The 24,834-nt window shown below is 60.6% G+C and carries 22 protein-coding genes; 17 read left to right on the top strand and 5 right to left on the bottom strand.

The annotated features are described in order from the left end of the window. Positions 1 to 168 precede the first annotated feature (168 nt). The 11 genes from edd (at position 169) to GTQ41_RS20425 (ending at position 14,084) form a co-directional block, all read left to right on the top strand. Complete coding sequence (gene edd / locus GTQ41_RS20475; protein ID WP_047295993.1) at positions 169 to 1,995, top strand: phosphogluconate dehydratase; 1,827 nt, start codon at positions 169 to 171, stop codon at positions 1,993 to 1,995. After that, positions 1,992 to 2,951: a glucokinase gene (locus tag GTQ41_RS20470; protein ID WP_047295991.1), complete on the top strand. Its 960-nt coding sequence runs from the start codon at positions 1,992 to 1,994 to the stop codon at positions 2,949 to 2,951. Before edd ends, GTQ41_RS20470 begins: the two co-directional genes overlap by 4 nt. 214 nt (positions 2,952 to 3,165) lie before the next feature. After that, positions 3,166 to 3,897 carry a response regulator gene (locus GTQ41_RS20465; protein WP_047295990.1) on the top strand — a complete coding sequence of 244 codons (732 nt, stop codon included), beginning with the start codon at positions 3,166 to 3,168 and terminating at the stop codon, positions 3,895 to 3,897. Further along, positions 3,887 to 5,356: an ATP-binding protein gene (locus GTQ41_RS20460; RefSeq protein WP_047295988.1), complete on the top strand. Its 1,470-nt coding sequence runs from the start codon at positions 3,887 to 3,889 to the stop codon at positions 5,354 to 5,356. Before GTQ41_RS20465 ends, GTQ41_RS20460 begins: the two co-directional genes overlap by 11 nt. A 189-nt stretch (positions 5,357 to 5,545) precedes the next feature. After that, a complete protein-coding gene (locus GTQ41_RS20455; protein ID WP_047295986.1) occupies positions 5,546 to 6,805 on the top strand; it encodes an AGE family epimerase/isomerase in 1,260 nt (419 codons plus the stop codon). Positions 6,806 to 6,923: 118 nt separating this feature from the next. Further along, positions 6,924 to 8,225 (top strand): ABC transporter substrate-binding protein, encoded by a 1,302-nt coding sequence (locus GTQ41_RS20450; RefSeq protein ID WP_047295984.1) that lies wholly within the window; start codon positions 6,924 to 6,926, stop codon positions 8,223 to 8,225. A gap of 231 nt (positions 8,226 to 8,456) precedes the next feature. Next, positions 8,457 to 9,365: a carbohydrate ABC transporter permease gene (locus tag GTQ41_RS20445; protein ID WP_003227452.1), complete on the top strand. Its 909-nt coding sequence runs from the start codon at positions 8,457 to 8,459 to the stop codon at positions 9,363 to 9,365. Beyond that, complete coding sequence (locus GTQ41_RS20440; RefSeq protein ID WP_047295982.1) at positions 9,358 to 10,203, top strand: carbohydrate ABC transporter permease; 846 nt, start codon at positions 9,358 to 9,360, stop codon at positions 10,201 to 10,203. Before GTQ41_RS20445 ends, GTQ41_RS20440 begins: the two co-directional genes overlap by 8 nt. A 2-nt stretch (positions 10,204 to 10,205) precedes the next feature. After that, complete coding sequence (locus GTQ41_RS20435; RefSeq protein ID WP_027612564.1) at positions 10,206 to 11,366, top strand: ABC transporter ATP-binding protein; 1,161 nt, start codon at positions 10,206 to 10,208, stop codon at positions 11,364 to 11,366. Positions 11,367 to 11,592: 226 nt separating this feature from the next. Beyond that, entirely contained in the window at positions 11,593 to 12,942 is a 1,350-nt protein-coding gene (locus GTQ41_RS20430; protein WP_217325346.1) for a carbohydrate porin, read from the top strand. A 287-nt stretch (positions 12,943 to 13,229) separates the two neighbouring features. Continuing rightward, on the top strand, positions 13,230 to 14,084 hold the full coding sequence (locus GTQ41_RS20425) for a D-hexose-6-phosphate mutarotase (RefSeq protein WP_047295978.1): 855 nt from the start codon (positions 13,230 to 13,232) through the stop codon (positions 14,082 to 14,084). A 147-nt stretch (positions 14,085 to 14,231) separates the two neighbouring features. Here the strand turns inward: GTQ41_RS20425 and GTQ41_RS20420 are convergent, their stop codons facing one another. After that, on the bottom strand, positions 14,232 to 15,092 hold the full coding sequence (locus tag GTQ41_RS20420; protein WP_169842436.1) for a MurR/RpiR family transcriptional regulator: 861 nt from the start codon (positions 15,090 to 15,092) through the stop codon (positions 14,232 to 14,234). A 226-nt stretch (positions 15,093 to 15,318) separates the two neighbouring features. Here GTQ41_RS20420 and zwf point away from each other — a divergent pair, with 226 nt between their 5' ends. The 4 genes from zwf (at position 15,319) to GTQ41_RS20400 (ending at position 19,173) form a co-directional block, all read left to right on the top strand. Next, positions 15,319 to 16,785, top strand: coding sequence for a glucose-6-phosphate dehydrogenase (gene zwf, locus GTQ41_RS20415; protein WP_047295976.1), 1,467 nt, complete (start codon positions 15,319 to 15,321; stop codon positions 16,783 to 16,785). Continuing rightward, positions 16,772 to 17,485 (top strand): 6-phosphogluconolactonase, encoded by a 714-nt coding sequence (gene pgl, locus GTQ41_RS20410; RefSeq protein ID WP_047295975.1) that lies wholly within the window; start codon positions 16,772 to 16,774, stop codon positions 17,483 to 17,485. Before zwf ends, pgl begins: the two co-directional genes overlap by 14 nt. Before the next feature lie 17 nt (positions 17,486 to 17,502). Next, entirely contained in the window at positions 17,503 to 18,168 is a 666-nt protein-coding gene (locus GTQ41_RS20405) for a bifunctional 4-hydroxy-2-oxoglutarate aldolase/2-dehydro-3-deoxy-phosphogluconate aldolase (RefSeq protein ID WP_047295973.1), read from the top strand. Positions 18,169 to 18,447: 279 nt separating this feature from the next. After that, positions 18,448 to 19,173, top strand: a complete 726-nt coding sequence (locus tag GTQ41_RS20400) for an intradiol ring-cleavage dioxygenase (RefSeq protein WP_047295971.1) — start codon at positions 18,448 to 18,450, stop codon at positions 19,171 to 19,173. Positions 19,174 to 19,178: 5 nt separating this feature from the next. Here the strand turns inward: GTQ41_RS20400 and GTQ41_RS20395 are convergent, their stop codons facing one another. Together GTQ41_RS20395 and GTQ41_RS20390 are read right to left on the bottom strand one after the other, a co-directional pair. Then, the gene (locus tag GTQ41_RS20395) at positions 19,179 to 20,360 is read right to left on the bottom strand and encodes an aminotransferase class V-fold PLP-dependent enzyme (protein WP_047295969.1); all 1,182 of its coding nucleotides are present in this window, start codon (positions 20,358 to 20,360) and stop codon (positions 19,179 to 19,181) included. Between the two features lie 28 nt (positions 20,361 to 20,388). Further along, positions 20,389 to 20,625: a DUF3820 family protein gene (locus GTQ41_RS20390; RefSeq protein ID WP_003213031.1), complete on the bottom strand. Its 237-nt coding sequence runs from the start codon at positions 20,623 to 20,625 to the stop codon at positions 20,389 to 20,391. Positions 20,626 to 20,831: 206 nt separating this feature from the next. Here GTQ41_RS20390 and GTQ41_RS20385 point away from each other — a divergent pair, with 206 nt between their 5' ends. Beyond that, positions 20,832 to 21,299, top strand: coding sequence for a PA2169 family four-helix-bundle protein (locus tag GTQ41_RS20385; RefSeq protein WP_025112834.1), 468 nt, complete (start codon positions 20,832 to 20,834; stop codon positions 21,297 to 21,299). Between the two features lie 139 nt (positions 21,300 to 21,438). Here GTQ41_RS20385 and GTQ41_RS20380 read toward each other — a convergent pair whose 3' ends face one another. Both GTQ41_RS20380 and GTQ41_RS20375 read right to left on the bottom strand, forming a co-directional pair. Continuing rightward, positions 21,439 to 21,909, bottom strand: coding sequence for a MaoC family dehydratase (locus GTQ41_RS20380; RefSeq protein WP_003227420.1), 471 nt, complete (start codon positions 21,907 to 21,909; stop codon positions 21,439 to 21,441). A 43-nt stretch (positions 21,910 to 21,952) separates the two neighbouring features. After that, a complete protein-coding gene (locus tag GTQ41_RS20375) occupies positions 21,953 to 22,897 on the bottom strand; it encodes an alpha/beta hydrolase (RefSeq protein WP_047295965.1) in 945 nt (314 codons plus the stop codon). 242 nt (positions 22,898 to 23,139) lie between these two features. Between GTQ41_RS20375 and fadD2 the strand changes: the two genes are divergently transcribed. Next, positions 23,140 to 24,828, top strand: coding sequence for a long-chain-fatty-acid--CoA ligase FadD2 (gene fadD2 / locus GTQ41_RS20370; RefSeq protein WP_047295963.1), 1,689 nt, complete (start codon positions 23,140 to 23,142; stop codon positions 24,826 to 24,828). Positions 24,829 to 24,834 lie beyond the last annotated feature (6 nt).

The raw sequence follows: 24,834 nt of genomic DNA, 5'->3' as shown, positions 1-24,834 counted from the left end.
AAATAGAAAACAAGCCTTTTTAGTGGCAATATTTTGTTTTATCTACAACGAGTGACCTGAATCAACTGGTCCGAATGGTCAAAAAAGCCGTCTGTCATTCCAACAACAACGGCGTTTGATCAGCATAGACAATCAGGTCGCCACATCCGTTAGCCTGGAGTTCTACACATGCATCCCCGCGTTCTTGAGGTCACCGAACGGCTTATCGCCCGCAGCCGCGCCACGCGTCAGGCTTACCTTGCACTGATTCGCGGCGCCGCCACTGACGGGCCGATGCGCGGCAAGCTGCAATGCGCCAACTTCGCCCACGGCGTGGCCGGATGTGGCAGCGAAGACAAGCACAGCCTGCGGATGATGAACTCGGCGAACATCGCCATTGTTTCTTCGTATAACGACATGCTCTCGGCGCACCAGCCGTACGAAGTCTTTCCCCAGCAGATCAAAACCGCCTTGCGCGAAATCGGCTCGGTCGGCCAGTTCGCCGGTGGTACGCCGGCGATGTGCGATGGCGTGACCCAGGGCGAGCCGGGCATGGAGCTGAGCCTGCCGAGCCGTGAAGTGATCGCCATGTCGACGGCGGTGGCGTTGTCGCACAACATGTTCGACGGCGCGCTGATGCTCGGCATCTGCGACAAGATCGTCCCGGGCCTGATGATGGGCTCGCTGCGCTTCGGCCATCTGCCGACGATCTTCGTCCCGGGCGGGCCGATGGTCTCGGGGATTTCCAACAAGGAAAAAGCCGACGTGCGGCAGAAGTACGCCGAAGGCAAGGCGACCCGCGAAGAGCTGCTGGAATCGGAAATGAAGTCCTACCACAGCCCGGGCACCTGCACCTTCTACGGCACCGCCAATACCAACCAGTTGCTGATGGAAGTCATGGGCCTGCACTTGCCGGGCGCCTCTTTCGTCAACCCGAACACCCCGCTGCGTGATGCCCTGACCCGCGAAGCCGCGCATCAGGTCACGCGTCTGACCAAGCAAAACGGCAACTTCATGCCGATCGGCGAAATCGTCGACGAGAAGGCGCTGGTCAACTCGATCGTCGCGCTGCACGCCACCGGCGGCTCGACCAACCACACCCTGCACATGCCGGCCATCGCCATGGCCGCTGGCATTCAACTGACCTGGCAGGACATGGCCGACCTCTCCGAAGTCGTGCCGACCCTGAGCCACGTTTACCCGAACGGCAAAGCCGACATCAACCACTTCCAGGCTGCTGGCGGTATGTCGTTCCTGATCCGTGAGTTGCTGGAAGCCGGCCTGTTGCACGAAGACGTCAACACCGTGCTCGGCCACGGCTTGAGCCAGTACACCAAGGAGCCATTCCTCGATAACGGTGAACTGGTGTGGCGCGAAGGCCCGACCGAAAGCCTCGACGAAAACATCCTGCGTCCGGTCGCCCGTGCATTCTCCGCCGAGGGCGGTCTGCGGGTGATGGAAGGCAACCTCGGTCGTGGCGTGATGAAGGTCTCCGCGGTGGCGCTGGAAAATCAGATCGTCGAAGCGCCAGCCATGGTGTTCCAGGATCAGCAGGACCTGGCCGACGCGTTCAAGGCTGGTTTGCTGGAGAAGGATTTTGTTGCGGTGATGCGCTTCCAGGGCCCGCGCTCCAACGGCATGCCCGAGCTGCACAAGATGACGCCGTTCCTCGGCGTGCTGCAGGATCGCGGCTTCAAAGTCGCGCTGGTGACCGATGGGCGCATGTCCGGCGCGTCGGGGAAAATCCCGGCGGCGATTCACGTCAGCCCTGAAGCGTATGTCGGTGGTGCTTTGGCGCGGGTGCAAGAGGGCGATATCATCCGCGTCGATGGCGTCAAAGGCACTTTGGAACTCAAGGTCGACGCCGCCGAATTTGCAGCGCGTGAACCCGCCAAAGGCCTGTTGGGCAACAACATCGGCAGCGGTCGCGAACTGTTTGGCTTCATGCGTTTGGCCTTCAGCTCGGCGGAGCAGGGCGCCAGCGCCTTCACTTCTGCCCTGGAGACGCTTAATTGAAACTGGCTTTGGTCGGTGATATCGGAGGCACCAACGCGCGGTTCGCGTTGTGGAAAAACCAGCAACTGGAATCGGTTCAGGTGCTGGCCACAGCCGACCACGCCAGCCCGGAAGAGGCGATCAGCCTGTACCTGAGTGGCCTCGGTCTGGCGCCGGGTTCGATCGGTTCGGTGTGCCTGTCGGTGGCGGGGCCGGTGAGTGGGGATGAATTCAAATTCACCAACAACCACTGGCGCTTGAGTCGCACGGCGTTCTGCAAGACCTTGCAGGTCGAACAACTGCTGTTGATCAACGATTTCTCGGCGATGGCGCTGGGCATGACCCGTTTGCAGCCCGGTGAATTCCGTGTGGTCTGCGAAGGCACGCCGGAGCCGTTGCGCCCGGCGGTGGTGATCGGTCCGGGCACGGGGCTGGGCGTCGGCACCTTGCTCGATCTGGGCGAAGGCCGGTTTGCCGCTCTGCCGGGCGAGGGCGGGCACGTCGATCTGCCGCTGAGCAGTCCGCGTGAAACCCAGCTCTGGCAGCACATCCACGACGAAATCGGACACGTCAGCGCAGAAACGGCGCTGAGCGGCGGTGGCCTGCCGCGCGTCTACCGGGCGATCTGCGCAGTGGACGGACATGAACCGAAGCTTGAGACGCCGGAAGCGATCACTGCAGCCGGTCTGGCTGGCGATCCGATCGCCCTGGAAGTGTTGGAACAGTTCTGCTGCTGGCTCGGCCGCGTGGCCGGCAACAACGTGCTGACCACCGGGGCTCGTGGCGGGGTCTTCATCGTGGGTGGGGTGATACCGCGCTTTGCCGATTTCTTCGTCAACAGTGGTTTTGCCCGCAGCTTCGCCGACAAGGGCTGCATGAGCGATTACTTCAAGGGCATTCCGGTGTGGCTGGTGACGGCGCCGTATTCCGGGCTGGTGGGTGCCGGTGTGGCACTGGAGCAAGCAATCCCGGCCTGAAATGCAATCAAACTGTAGGAGTGAGCCTTTGTGGCGAGGGGATTCATCCCCGATGGCCTGCGAAGCAGGCCCGGTTTTTCCAGGGTCGCTGCGCAACCCATCGGGGATAAATCCCCTCACCACAGGTTTGTTCCCACAGGTGTTTTGTGGTGTTTGTAAAATCAGTGCTTAAGGCATAATCCGCCCCAATTCCAACAACAAGGATGCCTTCGAAGTGAGCTCAGTCAACAAGTCGATATTGTTGGTCGATGACGACCAGGAAATACGCGAGTTGCTGGAAACCTACCTGACCCGCGCCGGGTTTCAGGTGCGGGCCACCGCCGATGGCGCCAGTTTCCGCCAGGCCCTCAACGACGCGCCGAGCGATCTGGTGATCCTCGATGTGATGCTGCCCGATGAAGACGGTTTCAGCCTGTGCCGCTGGGTGCGCCAGCATCCGCGTCAGGCGCAGGTGCCGATTATCATGCTCACCGCCAGTTCCGACGAAGCCGACCGCGTGATCGGCCTGGAGCTCGGCGCTGACGACTACCTCGGCAAACCTTTCAGCCCCCGTGAACTGCAAGCGCGAATCAAGGCGCTGCTGCGACGGGCGCAGTTCGGTCAGGAGCGCAGCGGCAGCGACGTGCTGGCCTTCGACGAGTGGCGGCTGGACATGGTCAGCCATCGACTGTTCCACACCGACGGTGAAGAAGTGATTCTCTCCGGTGCCGACTTCGCATTGCTGAAGCTGTTTCTCGATCATCCGCAGGAAATTCTCGACCGCGACACCATCGGCAACGCCACCCGTGGCCGTGACCTGATGCCGCTCGACCGGATTGTCGACATGGCCGTCAGCCGCTTGCGCCAGCGCCTGCGTGACACGGAAAAACCGCCACGGCTGATCCGCACCGTGCGCGGCAGTGGCTACCAACTGGCAGCCAATGTGGTTGCCGGCAATGGTCACTGAGTCGCTGCGCAGGCTCGCCAACACAGTACCGGTGCCGCGTTCGCTGCTCGGGCGCATGCTCCTGCTGACCCTGTTGGCAGTGTTGTTCGCACAGACCTTGTCGAGCGTGATCTGGGTCTCGCAACTGCGCGCCACCCAGCTCGAGGGCCTGGTCACCAGTGCCCGCAGCCTCGCCCATTCGATGACCGCCAGCGTCAGTTATTTCCGCTCGTTGCCGGTGGCGTATCGACCGCTGGTGCTCGACCAGTTGCGCAGCATGGGCGGCACCCGTTTCGTGGTGACGCTCAACGACAAGCCGCTGGGCATGGACGTGCTGCCGATCACCCCGCGCAAGGCTGCGGTGATTCAAGCGGTGGATGAAGTGCTGCGTCAGTCGCTGGGCCATGACACGGATATTTCGGTGACTTTCGTCAGCCCCGAGGATCTGCGGATCTTCAATGCCGGGCTGAAACTCGATGAGCTACCGCGCTCGTGGGCGCATTACGCGTTGACCCTGGAACCGGTGAATCCACCCGTGCTGGTGACGCAGATTCAAATGGCCCCGGGCGAGTGGCTGTACATCGCCTCGTTGCTGCCCGAGCCCTACACCAGTCTTGAAGAGCAAGGCCTGCCGGCGCAGCAAGTGTGGTTCATCGTCCTCACCAGCGGCTTTTTGCTGCTGTTCATCGGCTTGCTGGTGCACTGGCAGAGCCGGCCGCTCAAGCGTCTGGCGCGGGCGGCGCGGGATCTGTCGCTGGGCGCCGATGTTGAGCCGGTGGCCGAGGGCGGTGGCAGTGAAGTGGTGGAAGTAGGCCGTGCGTTCAACACCATGCGCGAACGCATCAGCCGCTACCTGACCGAGCGCAGCCAGTTGTTCAGCGCGATTTCTCATGACCTGCGCACGCCGATCACTCGCCTGCGTTTGCGCGTCGAGCTGCTCGAAGACGAGCAGTTGCAAGCCAAGTTCGGTCGCGATCTGGATGAGCTGGAGTTGCTGGTCAAGGGCGCGCTGCAATGCGTGAAAGACACCGACATCCACGAGAACATTGAGCCGGTGGACCTCAACCATGTACTCGACTGCCTCGTAGAACCGTACCTGGCGCCCAACGGCAATGGCCGCGTGACCCTGCAAGGCAAGGCGCTGGCGGCGTATCCGGGCAAGCCTTTGGCGTTGAAGCGCTGCATCGGCAACCTCATCGACAATGCCCTGAAGTACGGGCAGAACGCGCACCTGCACATCGATGACGATGAGCGCGCGTTTGTCCTGCACGTCGACGACGAAGGCCCGGGCGTGCCGGAGCAACGGTTGGAGCAGGTGTTCGAGCCGCACTTTCGCTTGGCCGGGCAGCAGCAAGGCTATGGTCTCGGTTTGGGCATTGCGCGCAACATCGCCCACAGCCATGGCGGTGAGGTGACGCTGCAGAATTTGCGTGAGGGCGGGTTGCGGGTGACGTTGCAGTTGCCGCGTTCAGTAGACTGAAGATCAAAAGATCGCAGCCTTCGGCAGCTCCTACACCGTACTCTGTAGGAGCTGCCGAAGGCTGCGATCTTTTGACTTTGCTTTTCTAATGTCACGGCTTGGTGACAAACCCCGTCCCCTTCGTTACAAGCCCACCCCGGCCCGTTGTTTAGACTGCCCGCAGTCATAACAACAAAAAAAGGGCCACCCATGGATCTTTTCCACCCAGGCTTCAGCAGTTGGCTGAATGCCCCTGCCCACCAGCAATGGCTCGCCGACGAAGGTCTGCGCCTGCTGGCATTCGCCAAGGCTGCAAAGCTGCCTGAAGGTTTCGGCAACCTTGACGAACGCGGCCGTCTGCCGGCGCACGCGCAAGCCGAAACCATGAACACCGCGCGCATGACCCACAGCTTCGCCATGGCCCACATTCAGGGCCTGCCGGGGTTTGCCGAACTGGTTGATCACGGCATTGCGGCCCTGCGCGGGCCGTTGCGGGATGCGCTGCACGGCGGCTGGTTTGCGGTCGCCGAACATCGCGATGGCAACACCGGCAAGAACGCCTATCTGCATGCCTTTGTCGCGCTCGCGGCCAGCTCCGCGGTGGTCGCGCAGCGTCCCGGCGCCCAGGCGCTACTGGATGATGCGATCGACATCATCGACACGTATTTCTGGAGCGAAGAAGAGGGCGCCATGCGCGAATTCTTCAATCGCGACTGGCGCGAAGAAGAGGCCTATCGCGGCGCCAACAGCAACATGCACGCCACCGAAGCGTTCCTCGCGCTGGCCGATGTCACCGAAGACCCGCGCTGGCTGGTGCGCGCGCAACGCATCGTCGAGCGGGTGATCCACGGTCATGCAGCAGCTAACGGCTACATGGTCATCGAACACTTCGACCGCGACTGGCAACCGCTGCGCGAGTACAACCACGACAACCCCGCTGACGGCTTCCGTCCTTACGGCACCACCCCGGGCCACGGTTTCGAGTGGGCGCGACTGTTGCTGCACCTCGAAGCGGCGCGGGTCCAGGCCGGGATGCTCACGCCGGGCTGGCTGGCGACCGATGCGCAAAAACTCTTCGAGCAGAATTGCCGAAACGGCTGGGACGTCGATGGCGCGCCGGGCATCGTCTATACCCTCGACTGGGACAACAAAGCCGTGGTGCGACATCGTCTGCACTGGACCCATGCCGAAGCCAGCGCGGCGGCCAGCGTCTTGCTCAAGCGCACCGGTGATGCGCAATACGAAACCTGGTACCGGCTGTTCTGGGAATTTTGTGAAGGCCATTTCATCGATCGCTGTGACGGCAGCTGGCACCACGAACTCGATCCGCAAAACCGCCCGAGCGCCGATATCTGGCCGGGCAAACCCGATCTCTACCACGCGTGGCAAGCGGTACTGATCCCTCGTCTACCCTTGTCACCGAGTATGGCAACCGCTCTGGCGCAAATATCCCGGGCTGTTCCTGTGTAACCATGTGGTGACATTTGCGCGTCCCTTCGTTACCTGCGAAGGGAATCGCCCTGTTTAAACTCCTGTGCAGCGCAAGCACCAGACTTGCATGCATAACAACAAGAAAGGTACATCTCAGATGAATGCGATTTCTCGCCTCGCTACTGTCATTTCTGTCGCCTCCCTGTTCCCGCTCGCAATTCTGCCTCTCAGTGTGTCCGCTGCCGAATCCAAAGGCTCGGTCGAAGTCGTGCACTGGTGGACGTCCGGTGGCGAAAAAGCCGCTGTCGATGTGCTCAAGGCGCAAGTTGAAAAAGACGGTTTCACCTGGAAAGACGGCGCTGTCGCCGGCGGTGGCGGTGCCACGGCCATGACCGTGCTGAAGAGCCGCGCCGTGGCCGGCAACCCGCCGGGCGTGGCCCAGATCAAAGGCCCGGATATCCAGGAATGGGCCTCCACCGGTCTGCTCGACACCGACGTCCTGAAGGACGTGGCCAAAGAAGAGAAGTGGGACAGCCTGCTCGACAAGAAAGTCTCCGATACCGTGAAGTACGACGGTGATTACGTGGCCGTACCGGTGAACATTCACCGCGTGAACTGGCTGTGGATCAACCCGGAAGTCTTCAAGAAAGCCGGCATCACCAAGAACCCGACCACCCTCGAAGAGTTCTACGCCGCTGGCGACAAGCTCAAGGCTGCGGGCTTCATCCCGCTGGCTCACGGCGGTCAGCCTTGGCAGGACAGCACCGTGTTCGAAGCCGTGGTGCTCTCGGTCATGGGCGTTGATGGTTACAAGAAAGCCCTGGTCGATCTGGACAACAAGGCGCTGACCGGCCCGGAAATGGTCAAGGCGCTGACCGAGCTGAAAAAAGTCGCGACCTACATGGACGCCGACGGCAAGGGGCAGGACTGGAACCTGGAAGCGGCCAAGGTCATCAACGGCAAGGCCGGCATGCAGATCATGGGTGACTGGGCCAAGTCCGAATGGACCGCCGCCAAGAAAGTCGCCGGCAAGGATTACGAGTGCGTAGCCTTCCCGGGCACCGACAAGGCGTTCACCTACAACATCGACTCCCTGGCGGTGTTCAAGCAGAAAGACAAAGGCACTGCGGCCGGTCAGCAAGACATCGCCAAAGTCGTGCTGGGGGAAAACTTCCAGAAAGTCTTCAGCATCAACAAAGGCTCGATCCCGGTACGTAACGACATGTTGAACAACATGGACAAACTCGGTTTCGACTCCTGCGCGCAGACCGCTGCCAAGGACTTCCTGGCTGACGCCAAGTCCGGTGGCCTGCAGCCGAGCATGGCGCACAACATGGCGACCACGCTGGCGGTGCAGGGCGCGTTCTTTGATGTCGTGACCAACTACATCAACGACCCGAAAGCCGACCCGGCTGATGCGGCCAAGAAACTGGGCGCGGCGGTTCAGGCGGCCAAATAACCGTCAGTAGCGCAGGCCCTTCTTTGTGGGAGCGGGCTTTGTGGTGAGGGGATTTATCCCCGATGGGTTGCGTAGCAGCCCCGGAAAGTTGCAGCGGTGGAGTACCAGAAAGACCGCGTGCAAAGGTTTCGCGACTGCTTCGCAGCCGATCGGGGATAAATCCCCTCGCCACAGAGCTCGCTCCCACAAGGGATCTCACTGTAGTTTTTATTCCCTGTACTGGATTTCTCCATGAGTTCTGTTGCTGTGTTCAGCAAAGCCTCGCCGTTCGATGCACTGCAGCGCTGGCTACCGAAACTGGTGCTGGCGCCGAGCATGTTCATCGTGCTGGTAGGCTTCTATGGCTACATCCTGTGGACGTTCGTGCTGTCGTTCACCACCTCGACGTTCCTGCCCAACTACAAGTGGGCCGGTCTGGCGCAATACGCCCGGCTGTTCGACAACGACCGCTGGTGGGTGGCGAGCAAGAACCTCGCGGTGTTCGGTGGCATGTTCATCGGCATCACGCTGGTGATCGGTGTGCTGCTGGCGGTGTTCCTCGACCAGCGTATCCGTCGCGAAGGCTTTATCCGCACCATTTACCTGTACCCGATGGCGCTCTCGATGATCGTCACCGGTACTGCGTGGAAATGGCTGCTCAACCCGGGCATGGGCCTGGACAAATTGTTGCGTGACTGGGGCTGGGAAGGCTTCCGTCTGGACTGGCTGATCGACCCGGATCGCGTTGTGTACTGCCTGGTGATCGCCGCTGTGTGGCAAGCCTCGGGCTTCATCATGGCAATGTTCCTCGCCGGCCTGCGCGGGGTTGATCAGTCGATCATCCGTGCCGCACAGATCGACGGTGCGAGCATGCCGACCATCTACTGGAAAGTCGTGCTGCCAAGCCTGCGTCCGGTGTTCTTCAGTGCGGTGATGATCCTCGCCCACATCGCGATCAAGAGCTTCGACCTGGTCGCGGCGATGACGGCGGGTGGCCCGGGGTATTCCTCCGACCTGCCGGCAATGTTCATGTACTCCTTCACCTTCAGTCGCGGCCAGATGGGCATGGGCTCGGCCAGTGCGATTCTGATGCTCGGTGCGATTCTCGCGATCATCGTGCCTTACCTGTACTCCGAGCTGAGGACCAAGCGTCATGACTAGTCTCGCTGCCAAACCCGCGTTCAGCCTCAGTCGTGTGGCGATCTACGCGGTGCTGATCCTCGCGGTATTGCTGTACCTGGTCCCGCTGGTGGTGATGCTGCTGACCAGCTTCAAGACCCCGGAAGACATCAGCACCGGCAACCTGCTGAGCTGGCCGACCGTGGTCAGCGGCATCGGCTGGGTCAAGGCCTGGGCCACGGTTGACGGTTACTTCTGGAACTCGATCAAGATCACCGTGCCGGCCGTGGTCATCTCCACCGCCATCGGCGCGTTGAACGGTTACGTGCTGTCGTTCTGGCGCTTCCGTGGTTCGCAGCTGTTCTTCGGTCTGCTGCTGTTCGGTTGCTTCCTGCCGTTCCAGACCGTGCTGCTGCCGGCCTCGTTCACCCTCGGCAAGATGGGCCTGGCGAGTACCACCACCGGCCTGGTCTTCGTGCACGTGGTCTATGGTCTGGCGTTCACCACGCTGTTCTTCCGCAACTACTACGTGAGCATTCCCGATGCGCTGATCAAGGCAGCACGGCTGGATGGCGCGGGGTTCTTCACGATTTTCCGGCAGATCATTCTGCCGATGTCGACCCCGATCATCATGGTCTGCCTGATCTGGCAGTTCACCCAGATCTGGAACGACTTCCTGTTCGGTGTGGTGTTCTCCAGCGGTGATTCGCAACCGATCACGGTGGCGCTGAACAACCTGGTCAACACCAGCACCGGGGCCAAGGAATACAACGTTGATATGGCAGCGGCGATGATCGCCGGGCTGCCGACCCTGCTGGTCTATGTGGTCGCAGGCAAGTATTTCGTGCGCGGGCTGACGGCCGGCGCAGTCAAGGGGTAATCATGGCAACGCTCGAACTTCGCAACGTCAACAAGACCTACGGTGCCGGCCTGCCGGATACCCTGAAGAACATCGAACTGTCGATCAAGGACGGTGAGTTCCTGATCCTGGTCGGCCCGTCGGGCTGCGGCAAGTCGACCCTGATGAACTGCATCGCCGGCCTGGAGACCATCACCGGTGGCGCGATCATGATCGGCGACCAGGACGTCAGCGGCATGAGCCCGAAGGATCGTGACATCGCCATGGTGTTCCAGTCCTACGCGCTGTACCCGACCATGAGCGTGCGCGAGAACATCGAGTTCGGTCTGAAAATTCGCAAGATGAGCCAGTCGGCGATCGATGAAGAAGTCGCCCGCGTGGCCAAGCTGCTGCAGATCGAACACCTGCTCAACCGCAAGCCGGGCCAGCTCTCCGGTGGCCAGCAACAGCGCGTGGCAATGGGCCGTGCGTTGGCGCGTCGGCCGAAGATCTATTTGTTCGATGAACCGCTGTCGAACCTCGACGCCAAGCTGCGCGTCGAGATGCGCACCGAAATGAAACTGATGCACCAGCGCCTGAAAACCACCACCGTTTACGTGACCCACGACCAGATCGAAGCGATGACCCTGGGCGACAAGGTTGCGGTGATGAAGGACGGGATCATTCAGCAGTTCGGCACGCCGAAAGAGATCTACAACGACCCGGCCAACCTGTTTGTGGCGAGCTTCATCGGTTCGCCGCCGATGAACTTCATCCCGCTGCGTCTGCAACGCAAGGACGGTCGCCTGCTGGCGTTGCTCGACAGCGGCCAGGCCCGTTGCGAACTGCCAATGAGCATGCAGGACGCAGGGCTTGAAGATCGCGAAGTGATCCTCGGCCTGCGCCCGGAACAGATTGTCCTGGCGAACGGCGAGGGCAATGGCCTGCCGAGCATCAAGGCCGAAGTACAGGTTACCGAGCCGACCGGTCCGGACACCCTGGTGTTCGTCAACCTGAACGAAACCAAGGTCTGCTGCCGCCTGGCACCGGACGTGGCGCCGCAGGTGGGCGAAACCCTGACCCTGCAATTCGATCCGTCGAAAGTGTTGTTGTTCGATGCCAAGACTGGCGAGCGTCTGGGCGTTGCGGGCCAGGCGCAGACCGAGGCGCGGTCGGCGAACGTCGCGCAATTCAAAGGCCGGTAAAAGATCCGTGCAGGAATAAGGTTCATGTGGGAGCTGGCTTGCCAGCGAAGGGGCCGGCACATCCAGCATGGATGTCGCCTGAATCACCGCCATCGCTGGCAAGCCAGCTCCCACAGGGATCGGATTCCAATCAGGAGCACGCGCTGGATTGCCTGTAATCCAGTGCAATTTATGTAAACCGCGTTGGAAAAAAACAGTTAATAACAATAAAGACGAGGATGTAGGGATGAAAAAGAAACACGTCAATGCCCGGTTGATCTGCCAAGTGTCAGCCGCGGCGGCATTGGTGCTGGCCGGCAATGCAATGGCTGCGGATGCGTTCAGCTCCGATTCGAAATGGATGACGGGCGACTGGGGTGGCGAGCGGACCAAGCTGATCGAGCAGGGTATCGACATCAAGGCTGACTACGTTGGGGAAATGGGCGCCAACCTGCATGGCGGCTACAACGACGACAAGACCGGTCGCTACAGCGATCAGTTCGGTCTGGGCGTGGCGCTGGACCTGCAAAAACTCTGGGGCTGGGACAACACTCAGGCCAAGATCCAGTTGACCAATCGTAACGGTCAGAACATCTCCAACGATCGTGTTGGCGATCCGCGTGCCGGCACTCTGTCGTATTCTCAGGAAGTCTACGGCCGTGGCCACATGGTGCGTCTGACCCAGTTGTGGATTCAGCACCAGTTCTTCGACAACAAGCTCGACGTCAAGGCCGGTTACTTCGGTGAGGGCGAAGACTTCAACACCTTCCCGTGCGACTTCCAGAACCTGGCGTTCTGCGGCTCGCAAGTGGGTAACTGGGCGACCAACATCTGGTACAACTGGCCAGTCAGCCAGGCCGCGATCCGGGTGAAGTACAACATCAACGACGAGCTCTACGCGCAGATCGGTGCGTACAACCAGAACCCGTCGCAGCTGGAACACGGCAACGGCTTCAAGCTCAGCGGCAGCGGCACCAAAGGGACTGTTCTGCCAGTCGAACTGGTCTGGTCGCCGAAGGTCAACAGCCTGCCGGGCGAATACCGCGTCGGTTACTACAAGAGCACCGCTGATGCCAGCGACGTCCGCGAAGACGTCAACGGTTTCGACGCGGCAACCACTGGTGACGCGTACAAAACCCACAGCAGCAAACACGGTTACTGGTTCGTCGCGCAGCAACAACTCACCAGCCACAACGGTGATGCCAGCCGCGGTCTGAACATCGCTGCAAACGCCACGTTCCACGACAAGGACACCAACTTCATCGATAACTACCAGTCGGTGATGTTTGTCTACAAAGGCCCGTTCGACGCCCGTCCGAAGGATGACGTCGGCATTGGCGCGGCGCGTATCCACGTCAACGATGACGTGAAGAAAAACGCCGAACTGCTGAATGCCTCCAACGGTGTCTCGGATTACGACAATCCGGTGTTCTCGCCGATTCGTGAAACCGAATACAACTACGAGATCAACTACGGCTTCCACGTCACCAACTGGCTGACCGTGCGTCCTAACCTGCAGTACATCACTCACCCGGGCGGTGTTGATGCCGTGGACAACGCTTTGGTCGCTGGCCTGAAAATTCAGTCTACGTTCTGACGCGTCTGCGATAAGCTCCTCTCCATGTGCGCATATTTGCGGACAGCCCAGGCTGTCCGCTTTTTTTTGCGATAGACGTCCGATGATATACCTGTGGCGAGGGGATTTATCCCCGATGGGTTGCGAAGCGACCCCAGAACTGCAACCGTTTTCACCCTGACATACCGTATGCAATTGGTTCAGGGCCGCTCCGCGCCCCATCGGGGATAAATCCCCTCGCCACAGTGTTCACTCTCACTGGGCACAAAGGTAATTGAGTACCCCCATGATTTTCAGGACCGTGGCCAATGCATGAGCATCCGCTGCAACGCTTCTTCAAATCCCTGCGCGAACGACCGGTGTTTGCCTGGGAGCGCTATCAGATGCGCGATGTGCTGGTGATCGACCATCCGCTGTGTCAGGCGGTGTTCAGTCGGCAGGGCGCGCAGTTGCTGCACTTTCAGCCGCGCGGGCAGAAACCTTGGTTGTGGTGCGCGGCGAAGTGGCCGCACGTGGGCGCCATTCGCGGTGGTGTGCCGGTGTGCTGGCCGTGGTATGGCCGCCATCCGAGCGAAAACGCCTGGCCCTCTCACGGTTGGGCGCGACTGCTCGACTGGAAATTGCTCGACAGCAGTAGCGCTGAGGATGGCGTGCGCCTGCATTGGCAATTGCAGTTGTGCGATTGGCAGGTCGACCTGCATGCGCATCTGGGTGAACGCATGGAATTACGCCTGAGCACCGAGCATCAGGACGACATGCCGTGCCAGTTGAGCCAGGCTTTGCATGCTTACTGGCGTATTGGCGACGTGGGTGAGATAGCGCTGTCTGGCCTCGAAGGTGCGCAGGGTTATGACCAGTTGAGGCGCCAGTCCTGCCAGCAGGAAGGCGAATTGCGCGTGGAGGGCGGTTGTCAGCGGGTGTTCCAGCACGACGGCGAATTGCAGCTCAAGGATCACGCCTGGCAGCGCGAATTGTGCATCGATACCGGTGACAGCGGCGACACCGTGGTCTGGCATCCTGGCTCGCGACCATTGCTGGGTGTGAGCTGGGATGAAGTAACGGAGTTTGTCTGTGTTGAAGCGGCGGCGGGCGGTACCGACAGCCTGCATCTGGCGCCGGGGGAGAAGGCGCATCTGAGCTTGCAGGCGTGGGCTGCTGCCTGAGTTTGTACGGTGGCTGCTGGCCCCATCGCTGGCAAGCCAGCTCCCACAGACTCAGTGGCGGTCATGGATTTTGTGGACGACCCGGACACTGTGGGAGCTGGCTTGCCAGCGATGAGGCCGGATCATTCAATAAAGAGTTATCAGGCCTCAGTTGAACTCGTCACCCACCGGATACCGGCTGGCATTCAAGCTCTCCTTGATCTTGCGCAGATGCGGCTGGAAATCCACCCCGCGACGCAGGGTCATGCCGGTCGCCAACACATCCAGCACTGTCAACTGAATGATCCGCGAGGTCATCGGCATATAGATGTCAGTGTCTTCCGGCAGCGGAATATTCAGGCTCAGGGTACTGGCTTTGGCCAGCGGCGAATTCTCCGCGGTCAGGCCTAACACCGAAGCGCCGTTCTCCCGGGCGATGCGCGCCACTTCCACCAGTTCGCGGGTGCGCCCGGTGTAAGAAATGATCACGAACAGCTCGCCAGTGTGCGCCACCGACGCAATCATCCGCTGCATCAGCACATCCGCATGAGCGGTGACGGCGAGGTTGAAGCGGAAGAATTTGTGCTGCGCATCCAAAGCCACAGGCGCTGACGCACCGAGGCCGAAAAAGTGGATTTGCCGCGCCTGGATCAACAGGTCGACGGCGCGGCTGATCAGGTTCGGATCGAGCGCCTGGCAAGCGCTGTCCAGCGAGGCAATGGCGCTGCCGAAAATCTTTTGCGTGTACGCCTCGGGATTGTCATCGGCCTCCACCGCGCGGCTGACATACGCCGCGCCACTGGCCAGGCTCTGCGCCAGTTGCAGCTTGAGTTCAGGGTAGCCGCTGACACCGAACGAACGGCAGAAACGGTTGACCGTCGGCTCGCTCACCGACGCGGCCTGGGCGAGGGCGGCGATGCTGAAGCGGGTGGCCTGCTGCGGGTTGAGCAGGATCACCTCGGCGACTTTGCGTTCGGCCTTGTTCAGCTCTTCAAGGCGACTCTGGATCTGTTCCAGTAAATTTCGCACGCGGTCCATATGGAATTCCTAATTCACCTGCGCAAAGGTGCGCCGGGCTATGCAAATTGGGCCTTTGATGTGGCCCGTGACGGTGGCCTATCCTACTGATGGCTCCGACCGACCACCACTCGGAATCTGTATTTTGCGAAAATGTTGTGGTTATTACTACATTTTCCCTTGAGTGATGCCTTGAAAAAAGGTATTTGTAGCTTAACTTGATAAAAGAACAAACATCATGCCTTCGATTACGGTTGAACCGTGCACCTTTGCCTTGTTCGGCGCTCTGGGCGATCTGGCCCTGCGCAAGCTGTTTCCTGCCCTTTATCACCTCGATGGCGCCGACCTGTTGCACGAGAACACGCGCATTATCGCGCTGGCCCGTGAACCCGGCTCCGAGCAGCAGCACCTGGCGTTTATCGCCGCCGAATTGCGCCGTTACGTCGGCAAAGAGCTGGACGAGGCAGTGGCCGAGCGCTTTCTCGCGCGCCTGAGCTATCTGCACGTCGACTTCCTCAAGGCTGAAGACTATGTGGCGCTGGCCGAAGCGGCCGGCAGCGCGCAACGCATGATTGCCTACTTCGCCACACCGGCAGCGGTGTACGGCGCGATCTGCGAGAACCTGGCGAAAGTCGGTCTGGCAGAAAACACCCGCGTGGTCCTGGAAAAGCCGATCGGCTCCGATCTGGAATCCTCGCGCAAGGTGAACGACGCCGTGGCGCAGTTCTTCCCGGAGAACCGCACCTATCGCATCGACCACTACCTGGGCAAAGAGACCGTCCAGAACCTGATCGCCCTGCGTTTCGCCAACAGCCTGTTCGAAACCCAGTGGAACCAGAATTACATCTCCCACGTGGAAATCACCGTGGCCGAGAAGGTCGGCATCGAAGGCCGCTGGGGCTACTTCGACAAGGCCGGCCAGCTGCGCGACATGATCCAGAATCACCTGTTGCAGCTGCTGTGCCTGATCGCCATGGACCCGCCGGCCGACCTGTCCGCCGACAGCATCCGTGACGAAAAGGTAAAGGTACTCAAGGCCCTGGCGCCAATCAGCCCGGAAGGCCTGACCACGCAAGTGGTGCGCGGTCAGTACATCGCCGGGCACAGCGAAGGCAAGTCCGTGCCGGGCTACCTCGAAGAACCGAATTCCAATACCCAGAGCGACACCGAAACCTTCGTCGCCCTGCGTGCCGACATCCGCAACTGGCGCTGGGCCGGCGTGCCGTTCTACCTGCGGACCGGCAAGCGCATGCCGCAGAAGCTGTCGCAGATCGTCATCCACTTCAAGGAACCGTCGCACTACATCTTTGCGCCGGAACAGCGCCTGCAAATCAGCAACAAACTGATCATCCGTCTGCAACCGGACGAAGGCATTTCCTTGCGTGTGATGACCAAGGAGCAGGGCCTGGACAAGGGCATGCAACTGCGCAGCGGCCCGCTGCAACTGAATTTCTCCGACACCTGGCGCAGTGCGCGGATCCCCGACGCCTACGAGCGGTTGTTGCTGGAAGTGATGAACGGCAATCAGAACCTGTTTGTCCGTAAAGATGAAATCGAAGCCGCGTGGAAGTGGTGTGACCAGTTGATCGCCGGCTGGAAAAAATCCGGTGACGCGCCCAAGCCGTATGCGGCCGGGTCGTGGGGGCCGATGAGCTCGATTGCACTGATCACGCGGGACGGGAGGTCGTGGTATGGCGATATCTGATGTAAAACTGCCTGCGGGCGTCCACGCTCACCAGTTCAAGAGTCCGGTGCTGTTGGCCGAAGGTCTGGCGCTGAATGTTGCCAAGCAACTGAGCGATGCCATTTCGGCACGCGGCAACGCGGTGCTGGTGGTTTCTGGCGGTCGCAGCCCGGTGGCGTTTTTCCAGCACCTGGCCAAGCAGGAGCTGGACTGGTCGAAGGTCGTCGTGACCCTCGCCGACGAGCGCTGGGTACCGGTCGAACACGCCGACAGCAACGCCGGTCTGCTCAAGCAGTACCTGCTCAAGGGGCCGGCCGCCAAGGCGCAGTTCCTCAGCCTTTACAGCGCGGCGGCGAACGTCGAGCAGGCTGCGGAGCAGGCCGACCGTTTGCTTGCCGAATTGCCGCCGATTGACGTGCTGGTGCTGGGCATGGGCGATGACGGTCACACCGCGTCGCTGTTCCCCGACAGCCCGAACCTGAATGAAGCCTTGCAGGTTGACGGCAGCCGTCGCTGCTGGCCGATGCTGGCGCCGAGCGTACCGCGTCAACGCCTGACCATGAGCCGCGCACTGCTGGCTTCGGCGAAGCACAAGATTCTGTCGATTTCCGGTCAATCGAAACTGACCACACTGAATGCCGCACTGGCATCCGACGACGTCGCGGCCATGCCGGTGCGCGCGTTTCTGCAACCTACGTTAGAGATCTACTGGTGCCCATGAGCCAAGGAACAGCCGCTATGACAACCCCATCCCCGACCGTTTCCATGGCGGACAAAGTTGCCCTGATCGACAGCCTCTGCGCCAAAGCGCGGATCCTGCCGGTGATCACCATTGCCCGTGAACAGGATGTGCTGCCGCTGGCCGACGCCCTGGCCGCGGGTGGTCTGACGGCGCTGGAAGTGACCCTGCGTTCGCAGTTCGGTCTCAAGGCGATCCAGATCCTGCGTGAGCAGCGTCCGGAACTGGTGACCGGTGCCGGCACCGTGCTCGACCGCAACATGCTTGCGGCGGCTGAAGCGGCGGGTTCGCAGTTCATCGTCACCCCGGGTATCACCCGTGACCTGCTCGAAGCCAGCGTCGACAGCCCGATTCCGCTGCTGCCAGGCATCAGCAACGCCTCCGGCATCATGGAAGGCTATGGCCTGGGCTATCGCCGCTTCAAGCTGTTCCCGGCGGAAGTCAGCGGTGGCGTGGCGGCGATCAAGGCCCTCGGCGGCCCGTTCGGCGAAGTGAAATTCTGCCCGACCGGTGGTGTCGGCCCGGCCAATATCAAGAGCTACATGGCACTGAAAAACGTCATGTGCGTGGGCGGCAGCTGGATGCTCGATCCGGAGTGGATCAAGAACGGCGACTGGGCGCGCATTCAGGAATGCACCGCCGAGGCCCTGGCACTGCTGAACTAAACGTTTTACCTGACACTTCGTTGTGTGTTCTACGGCTTTACGGTGCGCTTGGTCGGTGCACCGTTTTTTTTGCCCGAAGAAAATCCAACCCCTGTAGGAGCTGCCGCAGGCTGCGATCTTTTGATCTTGATTTAAAAAACAACATCAAAAGATCGCAGCCTGCGGCAGCTCCTACAGTGAGGCGTGCGGTATCACCGTTACGCTGCGATACATAGTTACCGCACCGAGAGCGGCGCGCGCCGTTAATCTGCGTTCATCTTATGGAAGAGAGAACGCGTCATGGAACGAGACATTTCAGCCGCAACACCCCAACCGGTGTATCAACTGGCGCCCGAGCAAATCGCCGGGCCGTATTTCCGCAATCCCAAATTACTGCGACGCAATATCAGCGAGGGCGCCGAGGGCCTGCCACTGCTGCTGCGCCTGACGATCGTCGACGCGATGACCGGCGAGCCGGTGAGCGGCGCGCTGGTGGATATCTGGCACTGCAATGCGCGGGGCGCCTATTCGGGGTGGAGCCGGATCAATCCGGATCGGGAGGTCGACACCGATGCCATCGGCTCGATCCCGCGTACCGACGATGACACCTACCTGCGCGGCAGCCAGTTCTGTGATCAGCAGGGGCGGGCGCGCTTCACCACCATCTATCCGGGTTTCTACGCCGGTCGGGCGCTGCACATTCATGTGGCCGTGCGCATGGTTACCGGCCGTGAATATCTGGATGAGCGCAACGTGGCCTGGGTCGGTCAGCTGTATTTTCCCGAGGTGGTGTCACGCGCCGTGCTCAATGCCCGGGACTATCGCGGGCGGGCCTCTGCACCGTTGAACAACGCCGAGGACAGCTACTACGCCAACATGGGCGGCGAGGGCTCAACCTTGACGGTGTGGCCGATCGGCCGCGACTCTCACGAGGACGGTTTCTTCGGCCAGCTGACCATTGGCATCGACACCTTTGCCGCCTCGTCGCAGATCAAGCCCGAGGACTTCGACAAGTACACCGTGTGAACGGATCAGCGCAGCTCGTTGAGTGCACGGGTCAGCAACTGCATGTCAGCCGCCGTGGTGGTCAATCCCGGAGTGATACGGATGCTCGGCCCGCTCGCTGCACCGTTACGCACCACGGTGAACAAGTTGTACTCATCGAGCAGACGCTCGACCATTGCCTGTTGATCGGCGTGACGAGTGAAACGCATCGAGGTGATCCCGCAATACAAGCGCGGATCGTCCGGGGTCATCACTTCGATCCCCGGCAAGTGGCGCACGGCGCTGACCCACAGGTTGCGCAGGTAATTCAGTCGCGCGCCCTTGGCTGCTGCGCCGCCGAGCGAACGATGCTCCTCGAGCGCCAGCGGCAGGGACATCAACGCCGGAATGTTCGGTGTGCTGTACGGCGTGCGCGCGCGGATGTCGCTGGCTGGAAAATGCATTTCGCCCATGTCCGGATCAATGTCGGCAAGGCGCTGCGGAGCGATGTACAGAAAACCCAGAGTCAACGGTGCGCCAATCCATTTGTGCAGATTGAAGCCAGCGAACGAGATGCCCAAGGCTTCAAGGTTGAACTCTATCTGGCCAAGGGCGTGGGCGCCGTCGAGGATAATGTCTACGTCATGTTGTTTCGCCAGCGCAGCGATGGCCTGCACCGGCATCACCAGCCCCGTGCGATGAGTCACGTGGGTCAGGGCCATCAGCTTGAGTTTTGGATAGCGGACGAAGGCTTCGCGATAGGTATCCAGCAGGCTGTCGAAAGTGGCCGGATGGGTGTGGCTGATCTCGATCACCTCCACACCGCGATGGCGCGCCAGCCAGCGCATGGCGCCTTTGACCGTGTCGTATTCCAGGTCGCAGATCAGCACCTGATCGCCCGGCTGCAGGCGATTGTAATTGCGGATCAGCGACTGCAGTGCATCGCTGGCGTTGCGGGTGAAGGCGATGCTCTGCGCGCGCACGCCGATCGTCTCGGCCAGTTGCGCGCGGATGTCGAGGCTGTCGTGCTGTTCGAAACGCTGGCGCACATACACCGAGTTGCGGGTGTTGATCAGCTCGATGTTGCGCTGGTAGTCCTCGATCACCGTGCGCGACATGCGTCCGAAGTAGCCGTTTTCCAGGTTCAGCGGGCCGGTTTGTGCTTCGTAGCGATCGGCGAAGGTTTGCCAGAATGCTTCGTCACGGGCGCGGCGGGTGTTGTCAGGCATGGTCGACTCGGCTCAGGGGGAGGGCGCTTCAGTGGCGCGGGGCGGGTTTGCCGTGTTTGGCGCGTAGCGGTTCAAGCAGCTCCGACAGACCGTTATGGTCGATTTCCTGCATCAGCGCCAACAGTCCGCCGAGCTCGCCGTGAGGGAAGCCTTCGCGAGCGAACCAGTTCAAATAAGGGCCCGGCAGGTCGGCAATGATCCGGCCCTTGTACTTGCCAAAGGGCATTTCACGGGTGATCAGCAGTTCGAGTTTTTCAGGATTCATCAGGGGCAATCATCTGGCTTCGGAACACGCTGGAAAATACAGGCATTCTGCATGCAGGCCAAATGACAGATCATGCAAATAACCGTGATACAGATAGTTCAAATATCTTTAACTTGTTGAAAAACAAGGATTTATTTTTTATCAGAAAGCTGGCACGCACACTGCAATAACCCTTGCATCTTCAACCAACCGCAAGGAATTGAAAAATGACTGACATGAACAAAGAAGCCATCTCTGTACTCAACGACCTGATCGAAACCAGCAAGGACGGTCAGGAAGGGTTCAAGACTTGCGCCGAAGACATCAAGCATCCAGAACTCAAAGCGCTGTTCGCCAAGCGTTCTGCCGATTGCGCTACTGCCGCTGCCGAACTGCAGGCTACCGTGCGCTCGATGGGCGGTGATCCGGAAACCTCTACCAGCGTCAGCGGTGACCTGCACCGTCGCTGGGTCGACGTCAAAGCCATGTTCACCGGCAAGGACGAAGAGGCTGTACTGAACGAAGCCGAGCGCGGTGAAGACCATGCACTGAAGGCTTATCGTGAAGCCATCGAGAAAATCAACAAGCACAACCTGGTCGGCATCCGTGACCTGGTTGAGCGTCAGTACCACGGCGTGCAACGCAATCACGACCAGGTGAAAGCCCTGCGTAACCAAGCTCGCGCGCGTTCGTAAGCGTTTGCAGGTTATAAAAAACGCCAGCTAGTCTGGCGTTTTTTTTGCGTGAGGAAAAGCCAAGGATCGCAGCCTGCGGCAGCTCCTACAGGGGATCGCATTCCAGGGCAGGAGCTGCCGAAGGCTGCGATCTTTTCCATCAGCCGATGCTGATCGCCGGCAACGTCGGCAGGGTCACGGTCTGTTGCTTGCGCGGCGCGAGAATCTCGGCCTCGCCATCCACCACCAGCTCATCGCGCTGATTGAACACGCGAGTGGCGATGCGCACGCGAAACTTCGGCAACTTCTCGAGAATTTCCAGACGCACGGTCAGGGTATCGCCAATCTTCACCGGTTTCTGAAAGCTCATCTGCTGACCGATGTAGATGGTGCCCGGCCCAGGCAGCTCGCACGCCACGGCCGCGCTGATCAACGCACCGCTGAACATGCCGTGGGCGATGCGTTCCTTGAACATGCTGGCAGCGGCGAACTCGGCGTCCAGGTGCACCGGGTTGTGGTCGCCGGACATCGCGGCGAACAGCTGAATATCACGTTCTTCCACCGTCTTGCTGTAGCTGGCGGTCTGGCCGACTTCGAGGGCTTCGTAAGGGATGTTGGTAACCTGGGTCATCGGTCTTGATTCCTGTGACGGATTAAAGTGAATCCACAAAAAATTATTCGCTGCGATGGGGGCGGCGATGGCTCAGCGCCTGGTCGATCCAGGTCAGCACATCGGCGATCACTTCGTCGCGATTGGTTTCATTGAACAATTCGTGCCGCGCCTGCGGGTAGATCTTCAGTTGCAGGTTCTGGCTGCCGGCCGAGCGCAACGCTGCGGCCAGATCTGTCAGACGCTTGCCTTCGCTCACCGGATCACATTCACCGCCGATCACCAGCAGCGGCAGGCCCGGGTCGATCTGCGCGAGATTGGACGCTTTGCTGATCTGCTGCAAGCCGCCGAGCAAGTCGATCCACAATTGGTTGGTGCAGCGGAAGCCGCACAATGGGTCGTTGGCATACAGATCGACCTCGACCGGGTCGCGGCTCAGCCAGTCAAACGGGGTACGCGCCGGTTTGAATTTTTTGTTGAACGAGCCGAACGACAACCACTCGATCAACGCACTGCGGCCCTTGCCGCCCTGACGCAGTTTTTCGAAACGGGCGATCTGCCGCGCCGCGCCGTAAAGCGCGACAGGCTGAAAGTTCGAACCGCTGAGAATCGCCCCGTGCAGGCTGGCGCTGTGATGCAGCAGGTAACCCTGAGCGAGGTAGCTGCCCATGCTGTGCCCGAGCAGGATGATCGGTACCTCGGGATGCTGCTGGCCGATGTGCTGATTGAGGCTGGCCAGATCGCCGATCACCTTGCACCAGCCGTCGTCATCAGCGAAATGCCCGAGCGTCCCGTGTTCGGCGGTTTTGCCATGCCCGCGCAAATCCGGGGCGTACACACCGTAGCCTTGTTCGCAGAACGCATTCGCCAGCCTTTCGTAGCGAGCGCTGTGTTCGGCCATGCCGTGGGCCAGCAGAATGACTGCTTTCAATGGCGCGGCGGGCAGCCACTGGTTGACGAACAGGCGGCTGCGGTCACTCGCGTCCAGCCAGAAGGCACGGTGGATCATGGCAATTCCTTTTTGATCGAGCGGTTACGGCCCGCAGTCGTTGCATTGTATAGCGCGTCCGATCAGCTCACGCCACGGCAGGAAGATTCATACGATCAATGTCGCCATTGCCCTTATTTGCCTCAATGGCCATAACTGCTAGTGTCCGTGAAGCTCCGCTTTTTGCTTTGTGCCCTCAGGGATAAGCGCGAAACCACAGAAAAGCGGCTCCCGGATCGATTCAGGTAAAGAGGACAAGAACAATGCAACCTGATTTCTGGAATGACAAACGCCCCGCCGGCGTACCCCTGGACATCGACATGGGCGAGTTCAAGTCGGTGATCGAGGTGTTTGAGCGTTCCTGCAAAAAATTCGCGGACCGTCCGGCCTTCAGCAATATGGGCGTGACCCTGACCTACGCGGAACTCGAGCGCTACAGCGCGGCGTTCGCCGGTTACCTGCAGGCCCACACCGATCTGGCGCCGGGGGATCGCATCGCGGTGCAGATGCCCAATGTGCTGCAATATCCGATTGCCGTGTTCGGCGCCTTGCGCGCCGGGCTGATTGTGGTCAACACCAACCCGCTGTACACCGCGCGCGAGATGCGCCACCAGTTCAAGGACTCCGGTGCCCGGGCGCTGGTGTACCTGAACATGTTCGGGCAGAAGGTCCAGGAAGTGCTGCCGGACACCGACCTGCAATACCTGATCGAAGCGAAAATGGGCGATCTGATGCCCACCGCCAAGGGCTGGCTGATCAACACCGTGGTCAGCAAAGTGAAGAAAATGGTCCCGGACTATTCGCTGCCGCAGGCCATCTCGTTCAAGAGTGCGCTGCGCCTGGGCCGTGGTCTGGGGATCAAACCGCTGAAAGTCAGCCTCGACGACATCGCCGTGTTGCAATACACCGGTGGCACCACCGGGCTGGCCAAGGGCGCGATGCTGACCCACGGCAACCTCGTGGCGAACATGCAACAAGTGCGTGCCTGTCTCGCCCAGTTGGGGCCTGACGGTCAGCCACTGCTGCGCGAAGGTCAGGAGGTGATGGTGGCGCCGCTGCCGCTCTATCACATCTATGCTTTCACCGCGAACTGCATGTGCATGATGGTTTCCGGCAACCACAACGTGCTGATCACCAATCCGCGAGACATCGCAGGCTTCATCAAGGAACTGAAGAACTGGCGCTTCTCGGCGCTGCTCGGGCTGAACACGTTGTTCGTCGCGCTGATGGATCACCCGGACTTCAAGACCCTGGATTTCTCCAGTCTCAAGCTGACCAACTCAGGCGGTACTGCGCTGGTCAAGGCCACCGCCGAGCGCTGGGAGCAGATCACCGGTTGCCGCATCACCGAAGGTTACGGTCTGACCGAAACCTCGCCGGTGGCCTGCACCAACCCGTATGGCGAAAAGTCGCGCCTGGGCACGGTCGGCCTGCCGGTGCCGGGTACGCTGCTGAAAGTCATTGATGACGAGGGCGTCGAGCAGCCGATGGGCGAGCGCGGCGAGCTGTGTATCAAAGGCCCGCAGATCATGAAAGGCTACTGGCATAAACCCGAGGCCACCGCCGAAGTGCTGGACGCCGAGGGCTGGTTCAAGTCCGGTGATATTGCGGTGATCGACCCGGACGGCTTCGTGCGCATCGTCGACCGCAAGAAGGACATGATCATCGTCTCGGGTTTCAACGTGTACCCCAACGAGATCGAGGACGTGGTGATGGCTCACCCGAAAGTCGCCAACTGCGCGGTGATCGGTGTGCCGGACGAGCGTTCGGGCGAGGCGGTGAAGCTGTTTGTGGTGGCGCGGGAAACCGGGGTCAGCCTCGAAGAGCTCAAGGCGTACTGCAAAGAGAATTTCACGGCCTACAAGGTGCCGAAACACATCGTGCTGCGTGAGTCGTTGCCGATGACGCCAGTCGGGAAGATTTTGCGGCGGGAGTTGCGCGATATCGCTTAAACAGCA

It is taken from the genome of Pseudomonas sp. AN-B15 (genome assembly GCF_019056475.1).
GTDB classification, from domain to species: Bacteria; Pseudomonadota; Gammaproteobacteria; order Pseudomonadales; family Pseudomonadaceae; genus Aquipseudomonas; species Aquipseudomonas parakoreensis.
The sequence above is the reverse complement of the archived record's forward strand: the minus strand, read 5'-3'. Positions and strand labels throughout refer to the sequence as shown.